Genomic DNA, 17,888 nt, shown 5'->3' with positions numbered 1-17,888 from the left:
GTCCGGTTCAGCAGCGGCGCGGAGGGGTTCTGCTCGGATCGGGTTAGCGCGCGGTGGAACGGATACCAGCCAGGTCCGTAGACGACGCCGACGTCATCGAGGATGTAGGACCAGGTGCCCAGTTCCATTTCGAGTCCGTACATGTCGAACTCGTCGTCCGGTGCGACGGCGGGTGGGATATAGCGGCGCATGCATGCCTCCTCCAGTTCGGTGTGATGGCAAGGGTTGTGAGCGCGGGTCGATCACGCCCCCGTGTTGGCGAACCGCGCTGGTGTGCGGGTGCGCGGTGTCGTCAGGGGATGCCGGGCAGCCGCCAGGTGATGGGCCGGAGCCGCAGGAGTCGCCTGTCGGCGTAGGACGCGGCGAGGTTGCCGTGGTCGGTGACGACCTGGTAGCCGTCCAGCCACACGGCGAACCACGGCTCGGCGGGCGAGCCTTGGCGGGCAGCTGAGTCCTGTGCCGGCGCGATCGTGGCGTCGAGCCGCATCGGGGTAGATCGGTAGTGGTCGAGGCGCCCGGCGACCATCGGGCAGGCCGTGATCGTGTAGGCGGCGCACTGGGGATGCAACGGGGGTTCGCTGGTGCACCGGCGCGGCAGGTCGGACAGCCGCATCAGCAACACCAGCCGGTCGGCATGGGGCCGGCCGCACACGCCGCACCTTCGGCGCAGCAACGCGTGCTCCATCCGATCGCGGTCGACCGACCCGAACAGATACCGGCCGTCGGCGGTCCGAGGGGTGATCCACGGGACCACGAGGCCACCGACCGTGGGCAGATGGGCCAGCCAGGCGGGAATCGGGGGGACGGATGTGTCGGTCATGACGTAGCTCCTGTTCGCTGGGGTTTGCGTTGAGGCGCAAGGGAATGACCGAGTCCCGCGGTCCGCGGCTTGAGTAGCGGGACCACCCCGCGTGCCTGCGCCGAGCAACGGTCAGGCAGCGCGCGGTACGTCCTTGGACCTGCGGAAGTCGGTGTGGCCGGCAGCCCGGAGTTCGAGCCGGACGGTCTGGTTGTGGCAGCGGTAGAGGGCGCGCGGGTCCAACCAGTCCTCATCCCGGCCGTCGTCCGGGATCAGGCCGACGGCGGTGAGCAGACCGGTGTCCGGGTCAGGCTCGGTGAACACGGTCCCTGACCCGAGCGTGATCTCCTCCCCGACCGCCGGGACCGTTGGCGCTAGGCCGCGGGCGAGGTCACCACAGTGGACGGACGGTCGGGTTTCCAGCACAACGGCGACGAGCCATCCGTGGGAGCCGACGGGAGCGGACTCGAAGGTGACGTAGTCCGCGCCGTCCGGTCCCGTGCACAGGAAGATGGTTCCGTAGCGGTCGGTTTGCCGCTCGAACCGCGGCCACCAGAGCTGGCCCTGGCCGAGCTCGACCGTGGCGGCGTGCTCGGCGCCTTCCGTGCTGACCGTGCTGCTGGCCGCTGCCGCGGTGATGATGTCCGACATGGGCATGTCGTTGCGGAAGCGGTGGCCGATGTCTGCTTCCACCGTGGCGTATTCGGCGGCCAGATCCGGGCGCAGTTGCGCGGCACGAATCAGATCGGCGCGGCTGGCAAGCACGCACAGCGAGCAGGACAATCTGGTCATGCCCTGGTCGTAGGCCGGGTGGTACGGAACACCCGACTGGTGAATGCGTTGCCACACCTGGTCTTCGGTCCAGTCGTGGATGGGCAGCCAGGTGTCCACGATGCGGCGTCCGCTGCTGGCAGCCTCGTCGCGGCTCAGCGGCGATTGCTGGCAACGAGCAATGCTCGTCTGCGTCGAATGTGTCAGGCTCGGTGTGACGCTCAGTGATGTAGAGATGGAGTAGCTTGCGTGTCCTACCGTGTGACGGCTGCCGCCAGCGACGACTCTGTTGATCTTCCCCAACAAGAGTCGGTGCCGAGGCCCGCGTGGTTTGACGCTGTTGAGCGCTGGAAAGCTGTCAGTGCTGAACGTAACGTTGAATGTTAGTTACTGTGCGCGTGGTCAGTTGCCGGAGCAGTGGATCGCCTCTGGCGGAGCTACAGACTGATCCCAAGAGGTCGGCCAACAGCCTCCCGGTCCTTGCGAGCCAGCAACGACCTACCTCCGGTCCGGTGGGACACGAACGCGCGTCCATCGCAGACCTGCTGCGGGCAGACAATTCGATCGGGGCGGTCGCTCACTCGCTCGATCGCAGCCCTGCGACAATCGGCAGGTCAGTCTGCCGCAACCACATCCCGGAATCGCGAGTCTGTTCACCCGAGGTCGCGCATGGTCATGGCGAGCCATGAGCATGCGCTCGCGATAGCTGTCCACGCGAGAAGGACGGCTATCGCCGCCGGTTGCGGAAGCAAGTCCGGCTGCGTGTCGGAGACCAGCGCCATGGTCGCGCCCAGCGGCAGCACTGCACCGACTGCGGGCCAGGACTGCAAGACCAGAATCGACCCGAGGTGCACCGCCAACACCGCCACTGGCGCCGCGAAATGGTTTCGCACCAAGACGCCGACGCACAGTCCGATGACAGCGCCGGCCGCGGCGCTCAGCATGGTGCCGAACAGATCCGGCAGCACGCTGCCGTCCAGCCCGGTGACGACGGCCGTGCAGAGCCCGCCCAGGACGCCGATTACGGCACCGGCTGTGGCTGTCACGACAGCTTTCGCGAGCAAGGCCGGTCCGCGCCCGCTGGCGAGGACGGCGCGGGCGATGAGGCCGTTCCGGGCATCGAGGGTGTACCGGATGGACCCGAAGATCATTGCGATCACCGTCGCCTGCGCCAGCCCGGCGCTCGGGTCGCTCTGCTGCCCCGCGTTCACCGCTGCCGAGAGGACCAGGGTCAGCACGGCGAACCCTGGCAGCAGGTAGTCCGAGCGCAGCCGCAGCAGTTCCGCGTGGACCGAGCGCGCCGTCATCGGATCTCCCGGCGCTCGAACAGCCGCCATCCGGCGAACGCTGCCAGCGCCACCCAGACAGCGGCGATCGGCAGGCTCGTCCAGGTCCCGAAGATCCCGGGGAACACCGGCTGCGCCTGGGCGACGCCCGCGAGCGCGGTGTCGGGCAGGAAGCGCGCGATCTCCGGCACGGCGAGGGCCAGCGGCACCTCGACGGCCAGTGGAAGCAGCATCGAAATCGATGTCGCGGCGTAGTAGTTCGGGACGATCCAGCCGATGGCCACGCCCAATACCCCGGCGAGGACCGACGCGGCCGCGCAGCCGCCGACCGCCTGCGCGGTAGCGCCGTCGAGAAGCAGCGTCTGATCCCGTCCCCGCAGGATGAGCCCGGCGATCACGAGCCAGCCGAGCGAGCCGACCATTCCGACGGCGAGCCCGCTGCCCGCTCCGGCGAGCAGCTTTCCCGCGTATACATGGTCCTTGCGGTTCGTCAGAACGGCCCGGGTGATCGACTTGTAGTAGTAGTCCCGCGTCACCAGGTAGCTGCCGACGAAGGTCGCGGCGATCGGACAGGCGATCAGGTAGACCAGCATCGCGCGCGACACTTCCGCGGCGCTCGCGCCGGATGCCAGCATGCCCCGACCGGCGAATCGCCAGGCACCCAGGGGAAGAAGGATCGCATAAGCCAGTACTGCGAGCATCCAGAAGCCGCTGCAGGCCTTCAACAGCTCGGCCCGGACCGAATCACGCATCGCTCGCCTCCCTCGGCACGCCGACGAGGTCGAAGTAGCGGTCTTCCAGGTTTTCCTTGCCACCGTCGGTAAGTTCGTCGAGAGACCCGCTGAATACCGCGCTTCGGTTGATGATCACGACTTCGTCGACGGTCTGCGCGAGTTCGGCGAGCTGGTGGCTGGACAGCAGCACTGTCCCTCCGCGTTCGGCATAGGACCTCAGCAGCTTGCGCAGCCAGCGAATGCCCTCCGGGTCCAGCCCGTTCGCAGGCTCGTCGAGGACCAGGAGCTCCGGTTCGCCGAGCAGCGCGCTCGCCAGCCCCAATCGCTGCTTCATCCCGGTGGAGTACTTGCCGAGCCGACGCCCGGCGACGTCGGCGAGACCGACCTCTTCGAGCACCGGCTCCACGCGCTGCCGGGACACCCCGGCAGCGACGGCACAGATCTCCAGGTGCCGTCGGCCAGTCATGCCGGTCTCGAAACCCAGCCCGTCCATGTGCACGCCGATGCGCTGGGCAGGCGCATCGAGCCGGGCATAGGACTGCCCGAACACGGTCGCATAGCCCGTGGTCGGACGGATCAGGCCGAGCAGCCCGCGCAGCGACGTGCTCTTTCCCGCGCCGTTCGGCCCGATCAGGCCGACCACTCGGCCAGTCCGCACCGTGAAGCTGAGGTCGTGGACCGCGACCACCCGACCGTACTGCTTGCCGAACTCGCAGAATTCCATGGCGGTTGTCATCGTCCCCCTACTTTCCGAAGATCGTGCGCCACGCGGACGTCACATGTTCCTGGAGCAGCCACAGACCGAGTGGCGTCGTGCCTCCCGGCACAGTCGCGGCCCCGACATCGTCGAGCTGAGCGGCCTGGACCGCGTCGAGCCGGATGACGACCGCGTCGACCGAGGAGTCCGATCGGAACGGGATCAGCGCTTCGGCCGGGACGCGGGCGTTCTCGGGCCTGTCGCCGCCGACCCGGGCGGAGCCGACGTCCGTGGTGAAGAACAGTCCTTTTCGCTCGAGTACCACGGAGTCGCCAGCAGGCACCGATCCGGGATCCGAGCCCGGAGGAAGCGCCAGCAGCACGTCCGCGCGGTCCTTGACATATCCGCCCTGACGGTCGTCGTGGACGCGGATCCCGCCGAACAACACGGCCAGCACGGCAAGAACGACCGCGATGACCGCTGTCCGCCGCAGCACACCCGCACCGCTGCGCCGGGCGTTTCGCAACACCACAAACGTCTTGCGGCAGAGCCAGCCCACCAGGAGGGCGATCAGCAGCAGCTTCAGGGCGGCGCCGGTGGCACCGAAGTTCGCGAGCTGATGCCCCCAGCGGGTCACCGCGAAATACAGGACCGCGACCGGGAATACGATGCACAGCAGGCCGAACGGCACCGCCAGGCGCGGCCGGGCCAGTTGGGGAGCCGGTCGCCGGGTCCCGAACGCCACGTGGCCGAGCCATCCGCGTGCGTCGGCCATGGCCTTGTCGCGCAGCTGGGGAATGTCCAGATAGGACATGAGGGCCAGGTACCCGTCGAGCTTGATCCACGGGGCCAGGTTGATCGCCGCCGTCAGGTAAGTGGCGATCGAAAAGGCGATCACGGTGGTGCGGAGGTCGCCGCCGGGCAGGAGCAGCCCGGCGACAGCGACGACGCTTGCGACCGTGGCGTGCGTGATCACCCCTGCGAGGGCGACCATGACTCGCTGGCGGGGTTTCGCCAGCCGCCAGCCATCGGTGACTTCGCAGAAGCAGGCTGGCGTCAGGTAGAAAAGCATGACGCCGAGCCAGCCCGGCCTGCCGTGGAAATGGGTCAGGGTGGCGCCGTGGCCGAGTTCGTGGATGAGCGTGACCACGCCCAGCCCGAGCCAGATCGTCAGCGCGGAACTCAGCGGCAACGGCCGTCCCAACGCCGCGGCGACGGTCTCGTGCTGCACGGCCAGGGCGAGCACGCCGAGGAGGATCGCTGCCAGCGAAGTGCCCAGCACCACGCGCCCGGACAGCCGGGTCAGCAGGGGACGCACCGGGTCCAGCACCTGGCTGGCCTGGATGATCCGCAGTTGCAGCGCGGTCCAGGACCGGGCCACGAACCGGCGTTCTGGTTTCGGTGCCGGGGTGTCGTCGCTGGCCAGCAACCCCAGCCGGCTGACTTTGTCGACGGCAGTGTGCACCAGTTCGGGGGTCCAGCGTTCGCCCAGCGCGGCGGCCAGCCCTGCGGCGTCGCGCTCACCGTCGAAAGCGGACAACAGCGTTCCGACATCGGCGCTGACCCGCAACGGGTTCTCGCCGGGGCGTTCGACGATCCGGGGGGCGCCGTCGGCCATCGGCCGGTGCACGATGATCCACGGGGCGAGGCGCGGCCGCGTCAGGTCGTCGATTGTCATCGGTTGTCCCCCTTTCAGATCAGCGGGTGTGGGAAGGAACCGGGCACGGCGGCGCCCGCGGCGGCCAGTCGGGCGCGCTGCCAGGTGAACTGGTGCCGTTCGTCCATCCGCAGACTTTGGTAGCCGGCGACGATCACCTTCGCGGCATGCCAGCCCATGGCTCGGTGTGCCTCGGGAAGCCTGGCTGTCAGGTCGACCGCAACGGGGCTGCCGCCGTCCGCCGCCACGGCCGCGACCAGCTCGTCGAGCGCCAGCGGCGGCTGGCTGGCCGCTCCCGGCCGCACCGGCGGAACATCGCGCAGACGCCGTTTGAGCTCGGTGGTCGCGGCCTCGGTCAGCCACAGCCGGGCACGGTCCATGTCGTCGTGGACGACGTCGGGCGCGTCGGCAACACCACCCCAGTCGTCCCGTAGCCGCGTGAGCGCTTCGCGGATCTGCAGCGACTCCTGCAACGCGATCAGCAAAGCCCGGCCGAGGTTTTCATGCGCTTTGGCACCGACCGCGGCGAGCGCGTCACCGTCGAGAACGGCGGCCATCACCCCGTGGAATCCGGGCAGCGTCGGCACCCGGATCAGCCGGGGGCGCAGACCTTGGCCGAGTGCCGCCCGGTACAACCGGGTCAGGTGGCGCCAGTCGGCGGTCGGCCGGGCTGCCGCGATCTCCTGCTCGACGTCGAATTCCCCGAGCGCGCGTTCGGCGGCCCAGGCCACGCCGACGGCGTCGCGTTCGATCACTTCGACCAACCCGCCGCGCACGGCGAAGTCCAGGGTCGGTCCGGCGGCCGCGCCCGACGGCGTCGGGTCGAACGAGAGGTCGTGCAGCGGGTAGTCGACCAGAGCTGCGGGGACCCACACCGGCCGGCCGGTTTCGAGCCAGTGCCCTTCGTACCAGCGCATCCGCTGGTCGCGGACGGCCGGATCACCGAGGGCATAACCCGCGAAGTCCAGCCCGGCGGGACCGAGCTCGACCGCACTCGCGGTGACCGCGGCCGGGCCCGGCCGGGCCGGGAACAACGCGTACCGTTCCACCGCTTCGCCGGCGGCGCGGGTCATCGTGTCGGCGCGGCTCACCCCGAACGCGCCGACAGTGTGCAGCGGGTACTCGTCGACGGCCTGGCCACGCGCGGCCAGACCTCCGATGTCGACGGCGAGGCTCCACAACGGCAGGCCCGGATCCGGCGGACGAATCTGCCAGCCCCTGGCCAATCCGTTAGCCGGGTCCAGTGTCTTGATCAGGTCAAGCATCGTGCGGCACCTTTCACCGCGTCCAGGTACAGTTCCCGGACGTCGGCGACGGCGAGGCCCGCGAGCATGGGCAGCCGCCCGCCCCAGGACCGCACCGTGTGCTGGGCGATCTCGGCCAGTACCGGCTCCGGTGCGGCGATTTCGTAGTCGAGGCCCCAGTCGCGCAGCAACGACCGCAGGCCGGCGACTGGGTCGGCTTCGCCGAGCCAGGACCACGCCTGCCTGAGCATATCCGGGTTGCCGTATCGGGTGTCGCCGGCGGCGATCCGCGACCAGACGGCCGGCACCAGCCACGCGGTGGCGACCATCTTGCGCAGCCCGAGCCCAGTGGACAGCTCGTTGGCCAGGTACCAGTGCTTCGCCGAGTACATACCGCGTCCAGCCAGGGCCCACCCGGTATGCGTCGCGGAACTCAGCATCGCCGCGTCGAGCCGGGTCTGCGGGCCCGTGCCGCCGGCGGCGATCCGGTGCCCGACCGCGACCAGCTCGCGGACCAGCGACGCCGCTTCGGCGTCGGGCAGCCCGCCGACCCGGCCGCTTCCCGCGACCGGTCCGATGATCCGCAGTAGCGCCTCGAGCGCTCCTTCGCGCAGCAGCTCACCTGGCAGCGTGGCCGTGAGCTCGGGGTCGAGCACGGCGATGTCGGGTCGCAATGCGGGGCCGGCGACGATGCGCTTGCGGCCGTCAATCCGCACGCAGGCCACAGCGCTGACCTCCACGCCGGTACCTACCGTGGTCGGCACGAAAACCCGGCGTACCAACGGGTTCCGGAATGCGGGCAGGGAGATCGCACCCGCGCGACGGCCCCGGATTTCCAGGACATCGGCAAATTCCGGGTGCTTCTGGACGGCACAGGCGAGTTTCACCAGATCCAGGACGCTGCCGCCGCCGATCCCGAGCACTGTGTCCGGCGAGCGCTCCGCAAGCCGCGCCGCGAGGCTGCGGACCGCCGCGATGTCGGCATCCGCGGCGTCGAGCCGGATCGCGGGTCCCTCGACCGGCACGTTGGCGTCGGCGACGACCAGCGTCCGCTTGCCCAAGGACCGGCGGACCCGGGGGAACACCCCGCTCCCAGCCCGCACGGTCGTCGCCACGCCGGACCGGGTCAGCATCCCGCGACCTCGTCCAGCGCTCCGGCGATACCGGCCTCCAGCTCCTCAAAGTCCTCGGCGGTATAAGTCAGCGCGGGCACGAGCTGGATGCAGTCGGGCCCAGGCTGGACCACGACACCCGCACGCCGCGCCGCCGCCATCACCTCTGCCGACCGGCCGGATAGCTCCAGCGCGCGGAAACAACCTGCGCCGCGGTGGCCGGTCACCAGCGGATGCTCCGACAGCCTGGTGACCAGCCGGTCCAGGCGGACGCTGTTCTCGGCTGCCAGCGCGCAGGCGTCCAAGCGTGCCATCTCCTCGATGGTGGCGAGGATCGCGGCGCAGCTGCTCGGCGCGCCCGCCTGGGTCTCACCGTGCACCAGGATCGAGTCCGCGCGTTCGAAGACTTCGCAGATGTCGTGCGAGACGACGACGGCCGCAGCCGCGCACGTGCCGTTGGTCAGGCCCTTGGACGTGATCAGCACATCGGGCCGGATCGCCCAGCTCTGCGACGCGAAATATCGGCCGGTCCGGCCGAATCCGGTCGCCACCTCGTCCGCGACCAGGAGAAAGCCGTACTCGTCCCGCAGCGTGCCGAGCGCTTCGATGAAGTGTTCCGGCACGGGGTACGCACCGGAGCCGAGCACCGGCTCCACCACGACCGCCGCGATGCGATGCCCTTCCCGTGCGAACAACGCCGCCAGATCGGCCGGGTCGCGGTGGTCCACATGGCGCACGAAACGCTGGTCGACACCGTAGACCTGCTGGCCGAGCTGTTCCCCGGTGAGCCCGAAGCTGCCGTAGGTCAGCCCGTGATAGCTGCCCCTCAGCCCGACCACGACCCGGCGCCGTTCGTCGCCGTGCAGCGCTTGGTAGTGCCGGACCAGTTTCATCATGGCGTCGTTCGCCGCCCCGCCGGAGGTGGAGAACAGCACCCGGCCGAACTGCTCGGGCCCGCAGACCCCGAGCAAGGCGGTCGCGGTCCTCACCGCGAGGTCATGACCGCCGCGGAATAGGGTCAGGTAGGACGCCGTGGTCAGCGACTGCGCGATGGCCTCAGCGATCGCCTGATTCCCATAGCCGAGGTTGACGTTCCACAGCCCGCTCGTCGCGCACAACGCCCACGCACCGTCGGCGAACTGGATCCGGGTGCCGTTCGCGGCCGAGGCCAGCCGTTCGGGTTTCCCGTACTGGCTCGGCGGAGTCAATGACTCCCAGAGCGGGTAGCGCTCAGCCACGGCGGCCTCCCGCCCGACGGCAGGTCAACTGGAAGTGCCGCTGTTCGGCAGGCGGGCCGTGCCGGGTATCGACGACTTCGAGCCCTGCAGTGCGGACTTCCTCCGTCAGCCGTACCGAGCTGACCAGGAAGATCTCGCTGGTGAACAGCTCCCGGCCGGCGGTTTCGTGACCGGTCACCGTCTCGGTGAACAGGCTGGTCGTGCGTACCCCGCGGCGGCCGCTGAAGTACTGATGCAGCGTCAGCACCTTGTCCCCGTCCACGAGCACCGTCACGCGTTCGGCGTCCCGTGCCGCGGCGGTCAACCGGTCGTCGAGGTCGAGTCCGCTGACGTAGAACACGCCGTCGTCGGCGAGGTGGTCCGCGACCCGGCGAAACATGCTGGCGCGCTGGTCCGCGTCCAGCAGGCACACCGAGGACGTGCCCAGCACGACGAGCGAGAACGACCGGTCGAACACGAACTTCGCCATGTCACCTTCGACGACGCTGATCCGCTGGCCGTCCAGTCGCTCCTTCACCATTGCCAGCATGGCGGCCGAGTTGTCCAGCGCGACCACCTCATGCCCTCGCGAGGCCAGTGGGAACGTGAGCCGCCCGGACCCGCAGGCCAGCTCCAGCACTGGCCCGGCGGTCGCCTGAACCAGACGCAGGATGTCCGTCAGCTCCGTCGAGTCATGACGGCACATCGAGTCGTAGACAGCTGAGCCGGCCAGGCCGTAGAGCTCCTGCGGCTGCAGGCCGTACAACCGTGCGAGCCGGCCCGCGGTCCCAGGCGCCGAGATCACGCCGGTACCCGGGCCAGCAGTACACCGGAGTCCGCGAACTTCGTCGTGATCACGGTGATCGCCTCCTCCGCCGTGTCCCGGTCGAGGCCGAGATGAGCGCACGCCAGCTCAGCGGCTTCGCCGGCAGAACCCGTCACTAGGACGATCTCGAAGATCCGCGCCGCGTCGGGGCCGAGCCGGAAGACCCGTTCCTGCGCGGGATCGCAAACGAGGTACTCCTCGCCGCTCCACAGCAGGAGCGGCGCGTCGACCGGCTCCTCAAGCCCGGCAGGCAGGTCTGCGGTGAGCCGACCGCCGAACCCGGACACGGCGAAGCCAACCCGGCCGGCCGCCCGGAGGTCACGCAGCACATCGACCGCCCGCAGGTAACGGGACAGCCAGGGGAGCCGGGCCCGGGCCTCGTCGAGCACGACGGGATCGACCACGGCGTCGAGGCAGCGATCCCGCGACACCGACGCGTCGGCCGCGTTGACGAGGCTGTCCGGATTGGTCGTGACGGAGCCCAGGCCGGGCCCGCTGGGGGTCGTTCGCACCTCGCCGGACACGGTCACGTGCAGACGGCCGGAACCCGCACAGCGATGTGTCGTGCCCAAGGCGCACTGGTCGGCCAGGAACACACCCGGCTGCAGCAACTGCTCGACGAAAACACCCTTGCCGCGCGCCAGCTCGGCATCCTGCACAAAGCCGTCGTAGTCCTCGCTGGAACTGATCCGCACAATGGTCGGCCCGGCGACAGCGAGAAACGGAGTCGCCAGATAGTCCTGGGTGTAGATGAAGAGCTGCTCGGTGACCAGCAGTTCGTCGCCCGGTTCGGACAGCGAGCCCTCGTAGGCCAGGACACCCTTTTCCGCTGCGCCGGTCCCGGGGCACAGCACGAGCCCGTTCTCACCGCACAAGCGACGCCCTTGTACCAGGTGCTCAGCCGATTCGATGAAGACGATCCGATCCCAGCCCCCGGTGCGGGGACGGACCCCACTGCTCAGCTGGACCACCGCGGACAGTGCCGACCGGGCCGCGTCCTCGGACCCGCTCGTCCGTGATTCCTGTTCGCCCATGTCCTTGTCCTCCCCTACAAGTTCTTGATCTTGCCTTAAAATTGACCGCGGAAAGCGGTCGACGGCTTACCGCTGTAAGACTTCGCAGCCCGGTCGCCCTGCCCGCGCTTACGCCATACTTCACAACATCCGCTCCTCGAGTGCGCACCTTCTTCCGCGGACAGCAAAAAATCCCTCATTTAGGGGAGATTGGAATCCCCCGTTTCGGGGGCAATAGGCAGCACGTCGCGAGCGAGGCAATCTGCGTTAGCTTACTGTGACACACATCTCTCCCACTTGCTGCGCCTTGACTGGTGAGTTTTTTCGTGACTAGTGTCGATCTTCATCGAGGGGATCTCAAGGCCGCAATATAAAACTATTTCGCGGAATCAAGCTTGGAATTCGGTCGAACAACACTCGCGCTGCCCGCAGAGTGCGACGCTTGGCTTGTAATACCGTTTTCCGCTCGGCGAGATTACGTATAATATTGCGTTTGCGGCACAACGCGGTGAGCCCCTCGAACAGTCTGGCTTATTTCGTTAGACGGGGAGGGGGTGAATAATCGTGCGGACGACCAGCAACACGGTGCAGGACTTGGACCTTTCGGTCCAGGAGCTCGAGACCATGGTCAGTCTCGGCGGGAACTGCGGCGGCAACGTCGACCCCAACGCCTGCGACGCGTCCCTCGGCGGGGCGATCAGCCTGGCCATCTCGTTCAGCGTCATCGCCATCACCTGATTCGGCCCGGCGCTACCGATCGAAACAAACACAAGGAGGCGGTGAACTAAGTGCGGAACAAGAACCTCGACCTGTCGGTCACCGAGGTCGGCTCCCAGGAGCTGCCCATCGGCGCAGGCGCATCGATCGACCTGTCGGTCACGGAGCTGGAGAACGTCTCGGCGCCTGATCTCTCGTCGTTCCTCCAGAGCGTCAGCACCTCGGCCGCGATCAGCGGCCTCATCCTCGCGACGTGATCAGCGGTCTCCCTGGGGCCGGTCAAACTCGCCCCAGGGAGAGCCGGACCGTGTGCACGACCGAACGCGGGTAGGATTCAGTCATGTCTGAACGAATTCGAAGTGCGCACGACAAGGCACTTTTCGGCTACCTGGTCATCGGGTTGGCACTGATCCCCCTTTCCTTCACAAGCGGCGGTATCGTCTGGTTGCGAATCACTCTGCTGGTCCTCGCCTGCCTGATGATTTCGGTGTTCTCGATTCTGCTGCACCGCAGTTCGAAACGCCGGGCCGGAAGAGACTGACTCCGACCCTCGGCGGACGTGCCTCCGGCCGAATCGGCGCTAATGCCGGAAGAACAAGTGAGAAGAACATGCTCAGCACGCGGGACACCTGCCGGGTCGACGAGGTTCTTGCCCGGTTCGGCATCGGCGAGTTCGACTGGACGACGGCCACCAGCGCCAGCGGGCGGAACGAGAACTGGCTCGGGAACACAGTCGAAGGCCAGCGGATCTTCATCAAAGCCCTGGCTGGCTCCGAGATCGAAGTCGCGCACGGGTTGCGGCGCACCGAGGCCTTCTACCAGACGCACCGGAGCGGCGGCGCAGCGTTGCGAACCACGACGCTCATCGGCCAGGATGCTGAGGCTGCGGTCCAGGTTTTCGACGGCCTCGATGGTGCCCGCGATGGTCGGCAGCTTGCCGCCGACGGCAGATTCGATCCCGCGATGGCCACCCAGGCGGGCACCGCAATCGCGGCGCTGCATGCGAGCCCGCCTGATGACCTGCTCAAGATCGAGCGGTCTCTCCCCCCGCTGCCCCAGCAGAACATGCTCGCAGGTTTGAGTTCGGAAATGTTCTACGCATCCAGCAGGGCACAGCTCGAGGCCTGGCGTCTTCTCCAGCAGGACCACTCCATCGTGAACTCGATCGGCCTGCTGGAAAACGCCACGGCAGGCGTCGTCAAGGTCCCGGTGCACGGCGACCTCTGCCTCGACCAATTCCTGATCGCCGACGGCCGGCTTCATGTCATCGACTGGGAGGCGTTCCAGCTCGGCGACCCTGCACGCGACCTCGGCAACTTCGTCGGCGAATGGCTGCACCACACGGTGGTCAAGTTTCTGGCCGACCGTGCCAAGAACGGTTCCGGGCGGCCGGTGCAGGTCCCGAACATCCCACTGACACCAAGCTGGCGTCCATGGCTGGCCGTGCGCGGAACCGTCGAGTCCTTCTGGCTCGCCTACCGGAACGCCTGTCCCGGCCCCTCGGCGAAAATGACCCGCCGAATCGTCTTGTTCGCCGCCTGGCACCTCTTCATGCGCATGCTCACTGACGCGATGTTCCAGCCCCGGCTCGACGGCGCAGGGCATACACTGTTCCGGCTGGGCCGCGTCGTCCTGCGAGACCCGGACCGGTTCGCACCGATTCTCGGATTGACCACATGAGCACCTCCGCCCTGCCCGAGCGGCTTGAGGCCGCACTCACCGCAATCCGGATCGACTTGGACCGGTATCACGCCGTCATCGGTGACCGCATCGCTGAAGCCGCAAGCCGAGGCGAGCTGGAGCCGTTGCTCACCCAGACCCTCTATGCGGAGCTGCACGCCGGGATAGGGAACGGCAGGGAGAGCAACGCGACGCTCCGGCGTGATCGCGGGCTGGAGAACGCCCTCGCCGCGGCCATTCCGCACGCCGGCACGACGGCCACAGCCGTACTTCGACAGATCACGACGCACCAGGTGCTCGTGGAATGGGATGGGGTGCTGGTCTGGTTGCCCTCCAGCACGATCGACAGTCCGGACCTGCCTGTGCCTGGCAATCCGGTCCAGCTGCGGGTACCGCCTGCAAGGCCAGGTCTGTCGCCAGGATTCCTGCTGGTCAGCAGCTCCCGCGCGGTCGAGTTCACCCGCCCTCCGCTGCGGATCTATGTGCACTTGACCGATCCGCTTGCCGCAGTGGACGCCTGGCAGGCTGTTCTGGCGCGTCTGGAAGGTGCCGACGTCGCCTATCAAGCGAAAATCCTCGTCCGGCCCGGCCAGTACCCGCGGCGCGACGCCCTGGTCGTCTATCTGCCGCCGGAGAGCGCCGCGGCGAGCGACATCGTCACGAACGCGGTGGAGGATCTCCCCGGCACCGGGACGACGACGTCGACCTTCGCCGAACGGCTGGCTCCCGGCGTCGCGCGGGCCTGGGAACCCGTCGACGAGCGGTTCGGCTTCTCCGGGCTTGTCTCAGCTACAGGTGACTTCTACGGCGCCGTAGCGGCACTGGTTCAATTCGACGTCACTGATGACACCGTGTTCTTGAGTAGTCGAGAGCGAATTCTTTCGGCTCTGGGTCAATTCGCTCGATCGACCGAGCGATCTCTGGTTCGAGTGCGCGACGCCCTAATGGAGCTACGCGCCATTGGTCATGTCCGCCTAGTTGAACGCGGTCTTCGTGGCGCTGGAGTGCTCGACCCGTACGGGCAGCAGGCGTGGGCGGACGAAATGAAGCAGCATCTGGACGATCTCGACCGGTGGTTTGAACCGAGGGGATCCATCGAGCGATTGATCGACTCTGCGGCGGGCGCGATTCATACGCTGTTGGGCGCTATTGATCGTCGTTACTATGCGAACACGCGCGGCAGTGACCTCGGTTCCGACTTTCGTCAGATTGCTCGCATGATTCACGTTCAGCCCTCCGACGCTGCCGCGTACCAGGTGTTCTCGGCAGCCTTCGGTATGTGGCCAGCGTCCCATCCCCGGCGTCCTGCTGTTGAAGATATCGCGACGGCAGTGCTCGCCGCTGATAGCACACCGGATCGCGCCGATGTGACACTACGGGAGCATGATGCCGGTGCTCAATCGTCGCGACGGCCACGCAAGATTCCTGACGTCGCCAAGGTTCGCGAAGCTGCTGAAGCGCAGAAGATGTTTGAACTGCTTCGCCTGTCGGATCTCTCAGCTGATCTCATCACTCCGGGCGTCGTCACTCTGGAGCACTTCACCAATTTGGATGCCGAACATACAACGGTACTAATCGAACTCATTGAAGAAGCCATGGTTGCTTTCGATGCCTCAACTGGGCTTGGTGTTGCGGCCACATTGCGATGCCAACTCCGACTGTTTGTAGGCGAGCCCGGACGCAAAGTGACCGTGCAGCTAGCAGAAGGAACCCTCACCGCCCCCGACCTCCGGGTGGAGATTCGATCATTGGATGCCGATAGCCACGGAAAAGTTGAGGTGGCTTGATGCTTGGAGACGAGTTTCTCAGTCCCGACATTGTGGCCGAATCTTCGGTTGACCATGAATGTGGTCAGGTTATCGCCGAACTGCTGCGGAACCCCCTGCTTACCCAGGATGCCGATCCCGACCTCTTCCGGCTCGCGACTCTCTACGATGACGAACTCGTCCGGTGGTTCCGCGAGATGACGGGATGGCGTCTAGAGGTGCATCCCGCGGACGGAGTGTGCCGACTGTACAAACGTCGGCGAGTGCCTCCCTGTGACCGAGTTCCGTTGCTTGTCCGCCAGCAACGCGCCGGACGACGCCCTGCCTCTCCACTGGTGCTCACGTTGTTGTGCCTGGTCTGCGAGCAGCTCTGGCGAAACCCTGAGACGAGTTTCAACGACCTGCAGCGTGATATCACGCAGACATGTGCCACAGAAGCTGCCGAGGGCAAACTTCCACAATTTCAACCCGTCGCACAGGCAGGTGAGGAACACGCTCGCGCGAACACCCATCGTGTCGCGCTCGTCGACGCCGTGCGCCTACTTCTCAAGTGGCATGTCATCAAGGTGGACAGGCCGATAGACATTGCCGAGCAAGACGATCGTGCTGACCTTCTCATTTCAGCACGCCGAGAGCGCCTGATTGCCTTGCAAGCATGTCCGTCACCGACACTGCTGAACATTGACCTTACGAAGCCAGAAACCCATATTGAATCGCTGTGTTCGGATCAGGCGGAACTTCCAGAACACGTCTCGATGCGTGAACATGAGCGCCGTCGGCGTCACCTCTCCTTGCGCGCTGTGCTCGACGATCCTGGCGTCCCCGTCGACTCATCTCACGACGTCGGCCGCTACCTCACGTCACCAGCTGGACGTCGCCGAGCGACAACGGCGGCAGCCGCGGCCGGTCTCGTCTGCGTCATTCGCCGAGATTGGTGGACTGTCGCCGATCCGGAGGGCGGTACTACGGAGTGCGAGTTCCCCCGTGTGCGGACGCAGGAACAACAGGCCGCCTTGGTGCTGCTTTACGAGCTTGCTCATCGACAGGACCCGACCGCGCCCATCAGCGTTGAACTGGCAGCGGCACTGCTCCGGAAGCACCTTGAGCAGGCCCCATGGTGGGCGCGCCGCTACCGCGGCCAGCGCGGTCCTGGACGGCTTGCCGAGATCGCGTGCCAGCAGCTCGCGGACGCCGGCGTACTGGCGCCTCCAACCCCAGAGATGAACAGCTGGCAGCCAACTTCCGCGATCCACCTCTGGAGTATTCGGATCATCAACCCGCAGCAGCACCACTCCAGCTCTGTGCTGGATGAGTCCGACCTAGGGCCTGTATCGAAGTCGGTCAGAGCCATTCGTTGATCGCGGCGATGTGGACGGTGGCCTCGTAACGGACGGCGAGCTTGTCATAGCGGGTGGCGACCCCGCGGTGGCGTTTGAGCCGGTTGATGCCGCACTCCACGGCGTGGCGCTGTTTGTAGATCTCGGGGTCGAAGGCCGGTGGCCGACCGCCCTTGGACCCCTTGGCGTTGCGGTGCGCGTCCTGATCAGCCTTGCTCGGAATGGTCGCCTTGATCCCGCGACCGCGCAGGTAAGCCCGGTTGGCTTTCGACGTGTAAGCCTTGTCCGCCAGCACCCGATCAGGACGCGTCCTCGGCCGTCCGCCACCGGCGGGCCGGGGCACTCGGATCCCGGCCAGGACCGGAATGAACTGCGGGCTGTCGCCGCGCTGCCCGGCGGTCAGCACGATCGACAACGGCTTCTGCCCCTGCTCACACCCCAGATGCACCTTCGTGGTCAACCCACCCCTCGACCGGCCTAACGCATGATCGCCAGGCTCGACAATGACCCCGCCCGGCGGCTCGGCCTGCAGATCCCCCTTTTCCGCGCACCCGCCGCATGCTGGTGCGCCCGAGCGACCGTGGAATCCACGCTGACATCCCATGTGATCTGCCCCGCCGCCTCAGCCAGAGCCTGCAACGCGGTCAGAATCTGCTGCCAGACACCGGCGCGTTGCCAGCGCCGGAACAACCCATAAACAGCTGCCCAGGACCCATACTCTGCGGGCAGGTCGCGCCACGGCGCTCCGGTGCGCACCCGCCACCGGATCCCGTCGATCAACTGTCGTCTGCTCCACAACGACGGCCGACCCGGCCGCGACGGCACCGGCAGCAACGGCTCCAGCGCTGCCCACTGCTCGTCGGTCAGGTCGAACCGCCCCGCCACCGCTAGGGTGTCCACGAGGTCTCCGGTGGTGTTCAGGTTCTTCTTGGTCGACGAACCAACTACCGGAGACCTCACCCATTCCCGGTCACCAACACGCCCGGCAGCGCCGATGCCAGCTCAACCTGCTCACGGCGACTTCGATACAGT

At 67.2% G+C, this 17,888-nt stretch carries 20 protein-coding genes; 7 read left to right on the top strand and 13 right to left on the bottom strand.

From position 1 onward, the window contains the following. The 3 genes from H5411_RS42610 to H5411_RS42600 form a co-directional block, all read right to left on the bottom strand. The coding region (locus tag H5411_RS42610) for a hypothetical protein (protein WP_183127312.1) at nucleotides 1–191 on the bottom strand (191 nt) is incomplete at its 3' end. A 101-nt stretch (nucleotides 192–292) separates the two neighbouring features. Then, nucleotides 293–820, bottom strand: a complete 528-nt coding sequence (locus H5411_RS42605; RefSeq protein ID WP_183127310.1) for a hypothetical protein — start codon at nucleotides 818–820, stop codon at nucleotides 293–295. Between the two features lie 111 nt (nucleotides 821–931). Beyond that, a complete protein-coding gene (locus H5411_RS42600; protein ID WP_246370320.1) occupies nucleotides 932–1,873 on the bottom strand; it encodes a phosphoadenosine phosphosulfate reductase domain-containing protein in 942 nt (313 codons plus the stop codon). 77 nt (nucleotides 1,874–1,950) lie between these two features. Between H5411_RS42600 and H5411_RS49475 the strand changes: the two genes are divergently transcribed. Next, a complete protein-coding gene (locus tag H5411_RS49475; RefSeq protein WP_376772287.1) occupies nucleotides 1,951–2,259 on the top strand; it encodes a helix-turn-helix domain-containing protein in 309 nt (102 codons plus the stop codon). On the opposite strand, the gene H5411_RS42590 is transcribed toward H5411_RS49475, so the two are convergent. The 9 genes from H5411_RS42590 to mpaB are packed head-to-tail and all read right to left on the bottom strand — an operon-like array spanning nucleotide 2,224 to nucleotide 11,377. Further along, nucleotides 2,224–2,877 (bottom strand): hypothetical protein, encoded by a 654-nt coding sequence (locus H5411_RS42590; protein WP_183127304.1) that lies wholly within the window; start codon nucleotides 2,875–2,877, stop codon nucleotides 2,224–2,226. The two genes, H5411_RS49475 and H5411_RS42590, sit on opposite strands and share 36 nt — an antisense overlap. Beyond that, nucleotides 2,874–3,608, bottom strand: a complete 735-nt coding sequence (locus H5411_RS42585; RefSeq protein WP_183127302.1) for a hypothetical protein — start codon at nucleotides 3,606–3,608, stop codon at nucleotides 2,874–2,876. Before H5411_RS42585 ends, H5411_RS42590 begins: the two co-directional genes overlap by 4 nt. Continuing rightward, nucleotides 3,601–4,326 carry an ABC transporter ATP-binding protein gene (locus H5411_RS42580; RefSeq protein WP_183127300.1) on the bottom strand — a complete coding sequence of 242 codons (726 nt, stop codon included), beginning with the start codon at nucleotides 4,324–4,326 and terminating at the stop codon, nucleotides 3,601–3,603. The genes H5411_RS42585 and H5411_RS42580 overlap by 8 nt, the downstream gene beginning before the upstream one ends. A gap of 7 nt (nucleotides 4,327–4,333) precedes the next feature. Beyond that, nucleotides 4,334–5,965, bottom strand: a complete 1,632-nt coding sequence (gene mpaP / locus H5411_RS42575) for a daptide biosynthesis intramembrane metalloprotease (protein ID WP_183127298.1) — start codon at nucleotides 5,963–5,965, stop codon at nucleotides 4,334–4,336. Between the two features lie 14 nt (nucleotides 5,966–5,979). Beyond that, entirely contained in the window at nucleotides 5,980–7,209 is a 1,230-nt protein-coding gene (locus H5411_RS42570) for a YcaO-like family protein (protein WP_183127296.1), read from the bottom strand. Beyond that, entirely contained in the window at nucleotides 7,197–8,321 is a 1,125-nt protein-coding gene (gene mpaC, locus H5411_RS42565) for a daptide-type RiPP biosynthesis dehydogenase (protein ID WP_183127294.1), read from the bottom strand. Before mpaC ends, H5411_RS42570 begins: the two co-directional genes overlap by 13 nt. Further along, the gene (gene mpaD, locus H5411_RS42560; protein WP_220818211.1) at nucleotides 8,315–9,538 is read right to left on the bottom strand and encodes a daptide-type RiPP biosynthesis aminotransferase; all 1,224 of its coding nucleotides are present in this window, start codon (nucleotides 9,536–9,538) and stop codon (nucleotides 8,315–8,317) included. The genes mpaC and mpaD overlap by 7 nt, the downstream gene beginning before the upstream one ends. Beyond that, on the bottom strand, nucleotides 9,531–10,322 hold the full coding sequence (gene mpaM / locus H5411_RS42555) for a daptide-type RiPP biosynthesis methyltransferase (RefSeq protein ID WP_183127292.1): 792 nt from the start codon (nucleotides 10,320–10,322) through the stop codon (nucleotides 9,531–9,533). The genes mpaD and mpaM overlap by 8 nt, the downstream gene beginning before the upstream one ends. Then, nucleotides 10,319–11,377 (bottom strand): daptide biosynthesis RiPP recognition protein, encoded by a 1,059-nt coding sequence (gene mpaB, locus H5411_RS42550; RefSeq protein WP_183127290.1) that lies wholly within the window; start codon nucleotides 11,375–11,377, stop codon nucleotides 10,319–10,321. Before mpaB ends, mpaM begins: the two co-directional genes overlap by 4 nt. Before the next feature lie 543 nt (nucleotides 11,378–11,920). Here mpaB and H5411_RS42545 point away from each other — a divergent pair. From H5411_RS42545 to H5411_RS42520, 6 genes are all read left to right on the top strand, one after another. After that, nucleotides 11,921–12,094 (top strand): hypothetical protein, encoded by a 174-nt coding sequence (locus tag H5411_RS42545; protein WP_183127289.1) that lies wholly within the window; start codon nucleotides 11,921–11,923, stop codon nucleotides 12,092–12,094. A gap of 50 nt (nucleotides 12,095–12,144) precedes the next feature. Continuing rightward, nucleotides 12,145–12,330 (top strand): hypothetical protein, encoded by a 186-nt coding sequence (locus tag H5411_RS42540; protein WP_183127287.1) that lies wholly within the window; start codon nucleotides 12,145–12,147, stop codon nucleotides 12,328–12,330. A gap of 83 nt (nucleotides 12,331–12,413) precedes the next feature. Then, nucleotides 12,414–12,614: a hypothetical protein gene (locus tag H5411_RS42535; RefSeq protein WP_183127286.1), complete on the top strand. Its 201-nt coding sequence runs from the start codon at nucleotides 12,414–12,416 to the stop codon at nucleotides 12,612–12,614. 68 nt (nucleotides 12,615–12,682) lie between these two features. Further along, a complete protein-coding gene (gene lxmK / locus H5411_RS42530) occupies nucleotides 12,683–13,753 on the top strand; it encodes a class V lanthionine synthetase subunit LxmK (RefSeq protein WP_183127283.1) in 1,071 nt (356 codons plus the stop codon). Further along, the gene (locus tag H5411_RS42525) at nucleotides 13,750–15,540 is read left to right on the top strand and encodes a DUF2397 family protein (protein ID WP_183127281.1); all 1,791 of its coding nucleotides are present in this window, start codon (nucleotides 13,750–13,752) and stop codon (nucleotides 15,538–15,540) included. Before lxmK ends, H5411_RS42525 begins: the two co-directional genes overlap by 4 nt. Continuing rightward, on the top strand, nucleotides 15,540–16,877 hold the full coding sequence (locus H5411_RS42520; protein WP_183127279.1) for a DUF2398 family protein: 1,338 nt from the start codon (nucleotides 15,540–15,542) through the stop codon (nucleotides 16,875–16,877). Before H5411_RS42525 ends, H5411_RS42520 begins: the two co-directional genes overlap by 1 nt. On the opposite strand, the gene H5411_RS42515 is transcribed toward H5411_RS42520, so the two are convergent. Beyond that, a protein-coding gene (locus H5411_RS42515) for an IS5 family transposase (RefSeq protein ID WP_376772288.1) occupies nucleotides 16,861–17,741 on the bottom strand; the annotation gives its coding sequence in 2 pieces (ribosomal slippage) (nucleotides 16,861–17,357 and nucleotides 17,357–17,741; 882 coding nt in all). The genes H5411_RS42520 and H5411_RS42515 overlap by 17 nt on opposite strands. Nucleotides 17,742–17,888: the final 147 nt, after the last annotated feature.

This window comes from Amycolatopsis echigonensis, from assembly GCF_014174495.1.
Lineage (GTDB): Bacteria > Actinomycetota > Actinomycetes > Mycobacteriales > Pseudonocardiaceae > Amycolatopsis > Amycolatopsis echigonensis.
The sequence above is the reverse complement of the archived record's forward strand: the minus strand, read 5'-3'. Positions and strand labels throughout refer to the sequence as shown.

Bases quoted from the DNA above. Each gene is read 5' to 3' on its own strand.
- H5411_RS42525 (WP_183127281.1), top strand. From the start codon at position 13,750: ATGAGCACCTCCGCCCTGCCCGAGCGGCTTGAGGCCGCACTCACCGCA.
- H5411_RS49475 (WP_376772287.1), top strand. From the start codon at position 1,951: ATGTTAGTTACTGTGCGCGTGGTCAGTTGCCGGAGCAGTGGATCGCCT.
- H5411_RS42585 (WP_183127302.1), bottom strand. From the start codon at position 3,608: ATGCGTGATTCGGTCCGGGCCGAGCTGTTGAAGGCCTGCAGCGGCTTC.
- mpaC (WP_183127294.1), bottom strand. From the start codon at position 8,321: ATGCTGACCCGGTCCGGCGTGGCGACGACCGTGCGGGCTGGGAGCGGG.
- H5411_RS42605 (WP_183127310.1), bottom strand. From the start codon at position 820: ATGACCGACACATCCGTCCCCCCGATTCCCGCCTGGCTGGCCCATCTG.
- H5411_RS42535 (WP_183127286.1), top strand. From the start codon at position 12,414: ATGTCTGAACGAATTCGAAGTGCGCACGACAAGGCACTTTTCGGCTAC.
- lxmK (WP_183127283.1), top strand. From the start codon at position 12,683: ATGCTCAGCACGCGGGACACCTGCCGGGTCGACGAGGTTCTTGCCCGG.
- H5411_RS42570 (WP_183127296.1), bottom strand. From the start codon at position 7,209: ATGCTTGACCTGATCAAGACACTGGACCCGGCTAACGGATTGGCCAGG.
- mpaP (WP_183127298.1), bottom strand. From the start codon at position 5,965: ATGACAATCGACGACCTGACGCGGCCGCGCCTCGCCCCGTGGATCATC.
- H5411_RS42520 (WP_183127279.1), top strand. From the start codon at position 15,540: ATGCTTGGAGACGAGTTTCTCAGTCCCGACATTGTGGCCGAATCTTCG.
- H5411_RS42590 (WP_183127304.1), bottom strand. From the start codon at position 2,877: ATGACGGCGCGCTCGGTCCACGCGGAACTGCTGCGGCTGCGCTCGGAC.
- mpaB (WP_183127290.1), bottom strand. From the start codon at position 11,377: ATGGGCGAACAGGAATCACGGACGAGCGGGTCCGAGGACGCGGCCCGG.
- H5411_RS42580 (WP_183127300.1), bottom strand. From the start codon at position 4,326: ATGACAACCGCCATGGAATTCTGCGAGTTCGGCAAGCAGTACGGTCGG.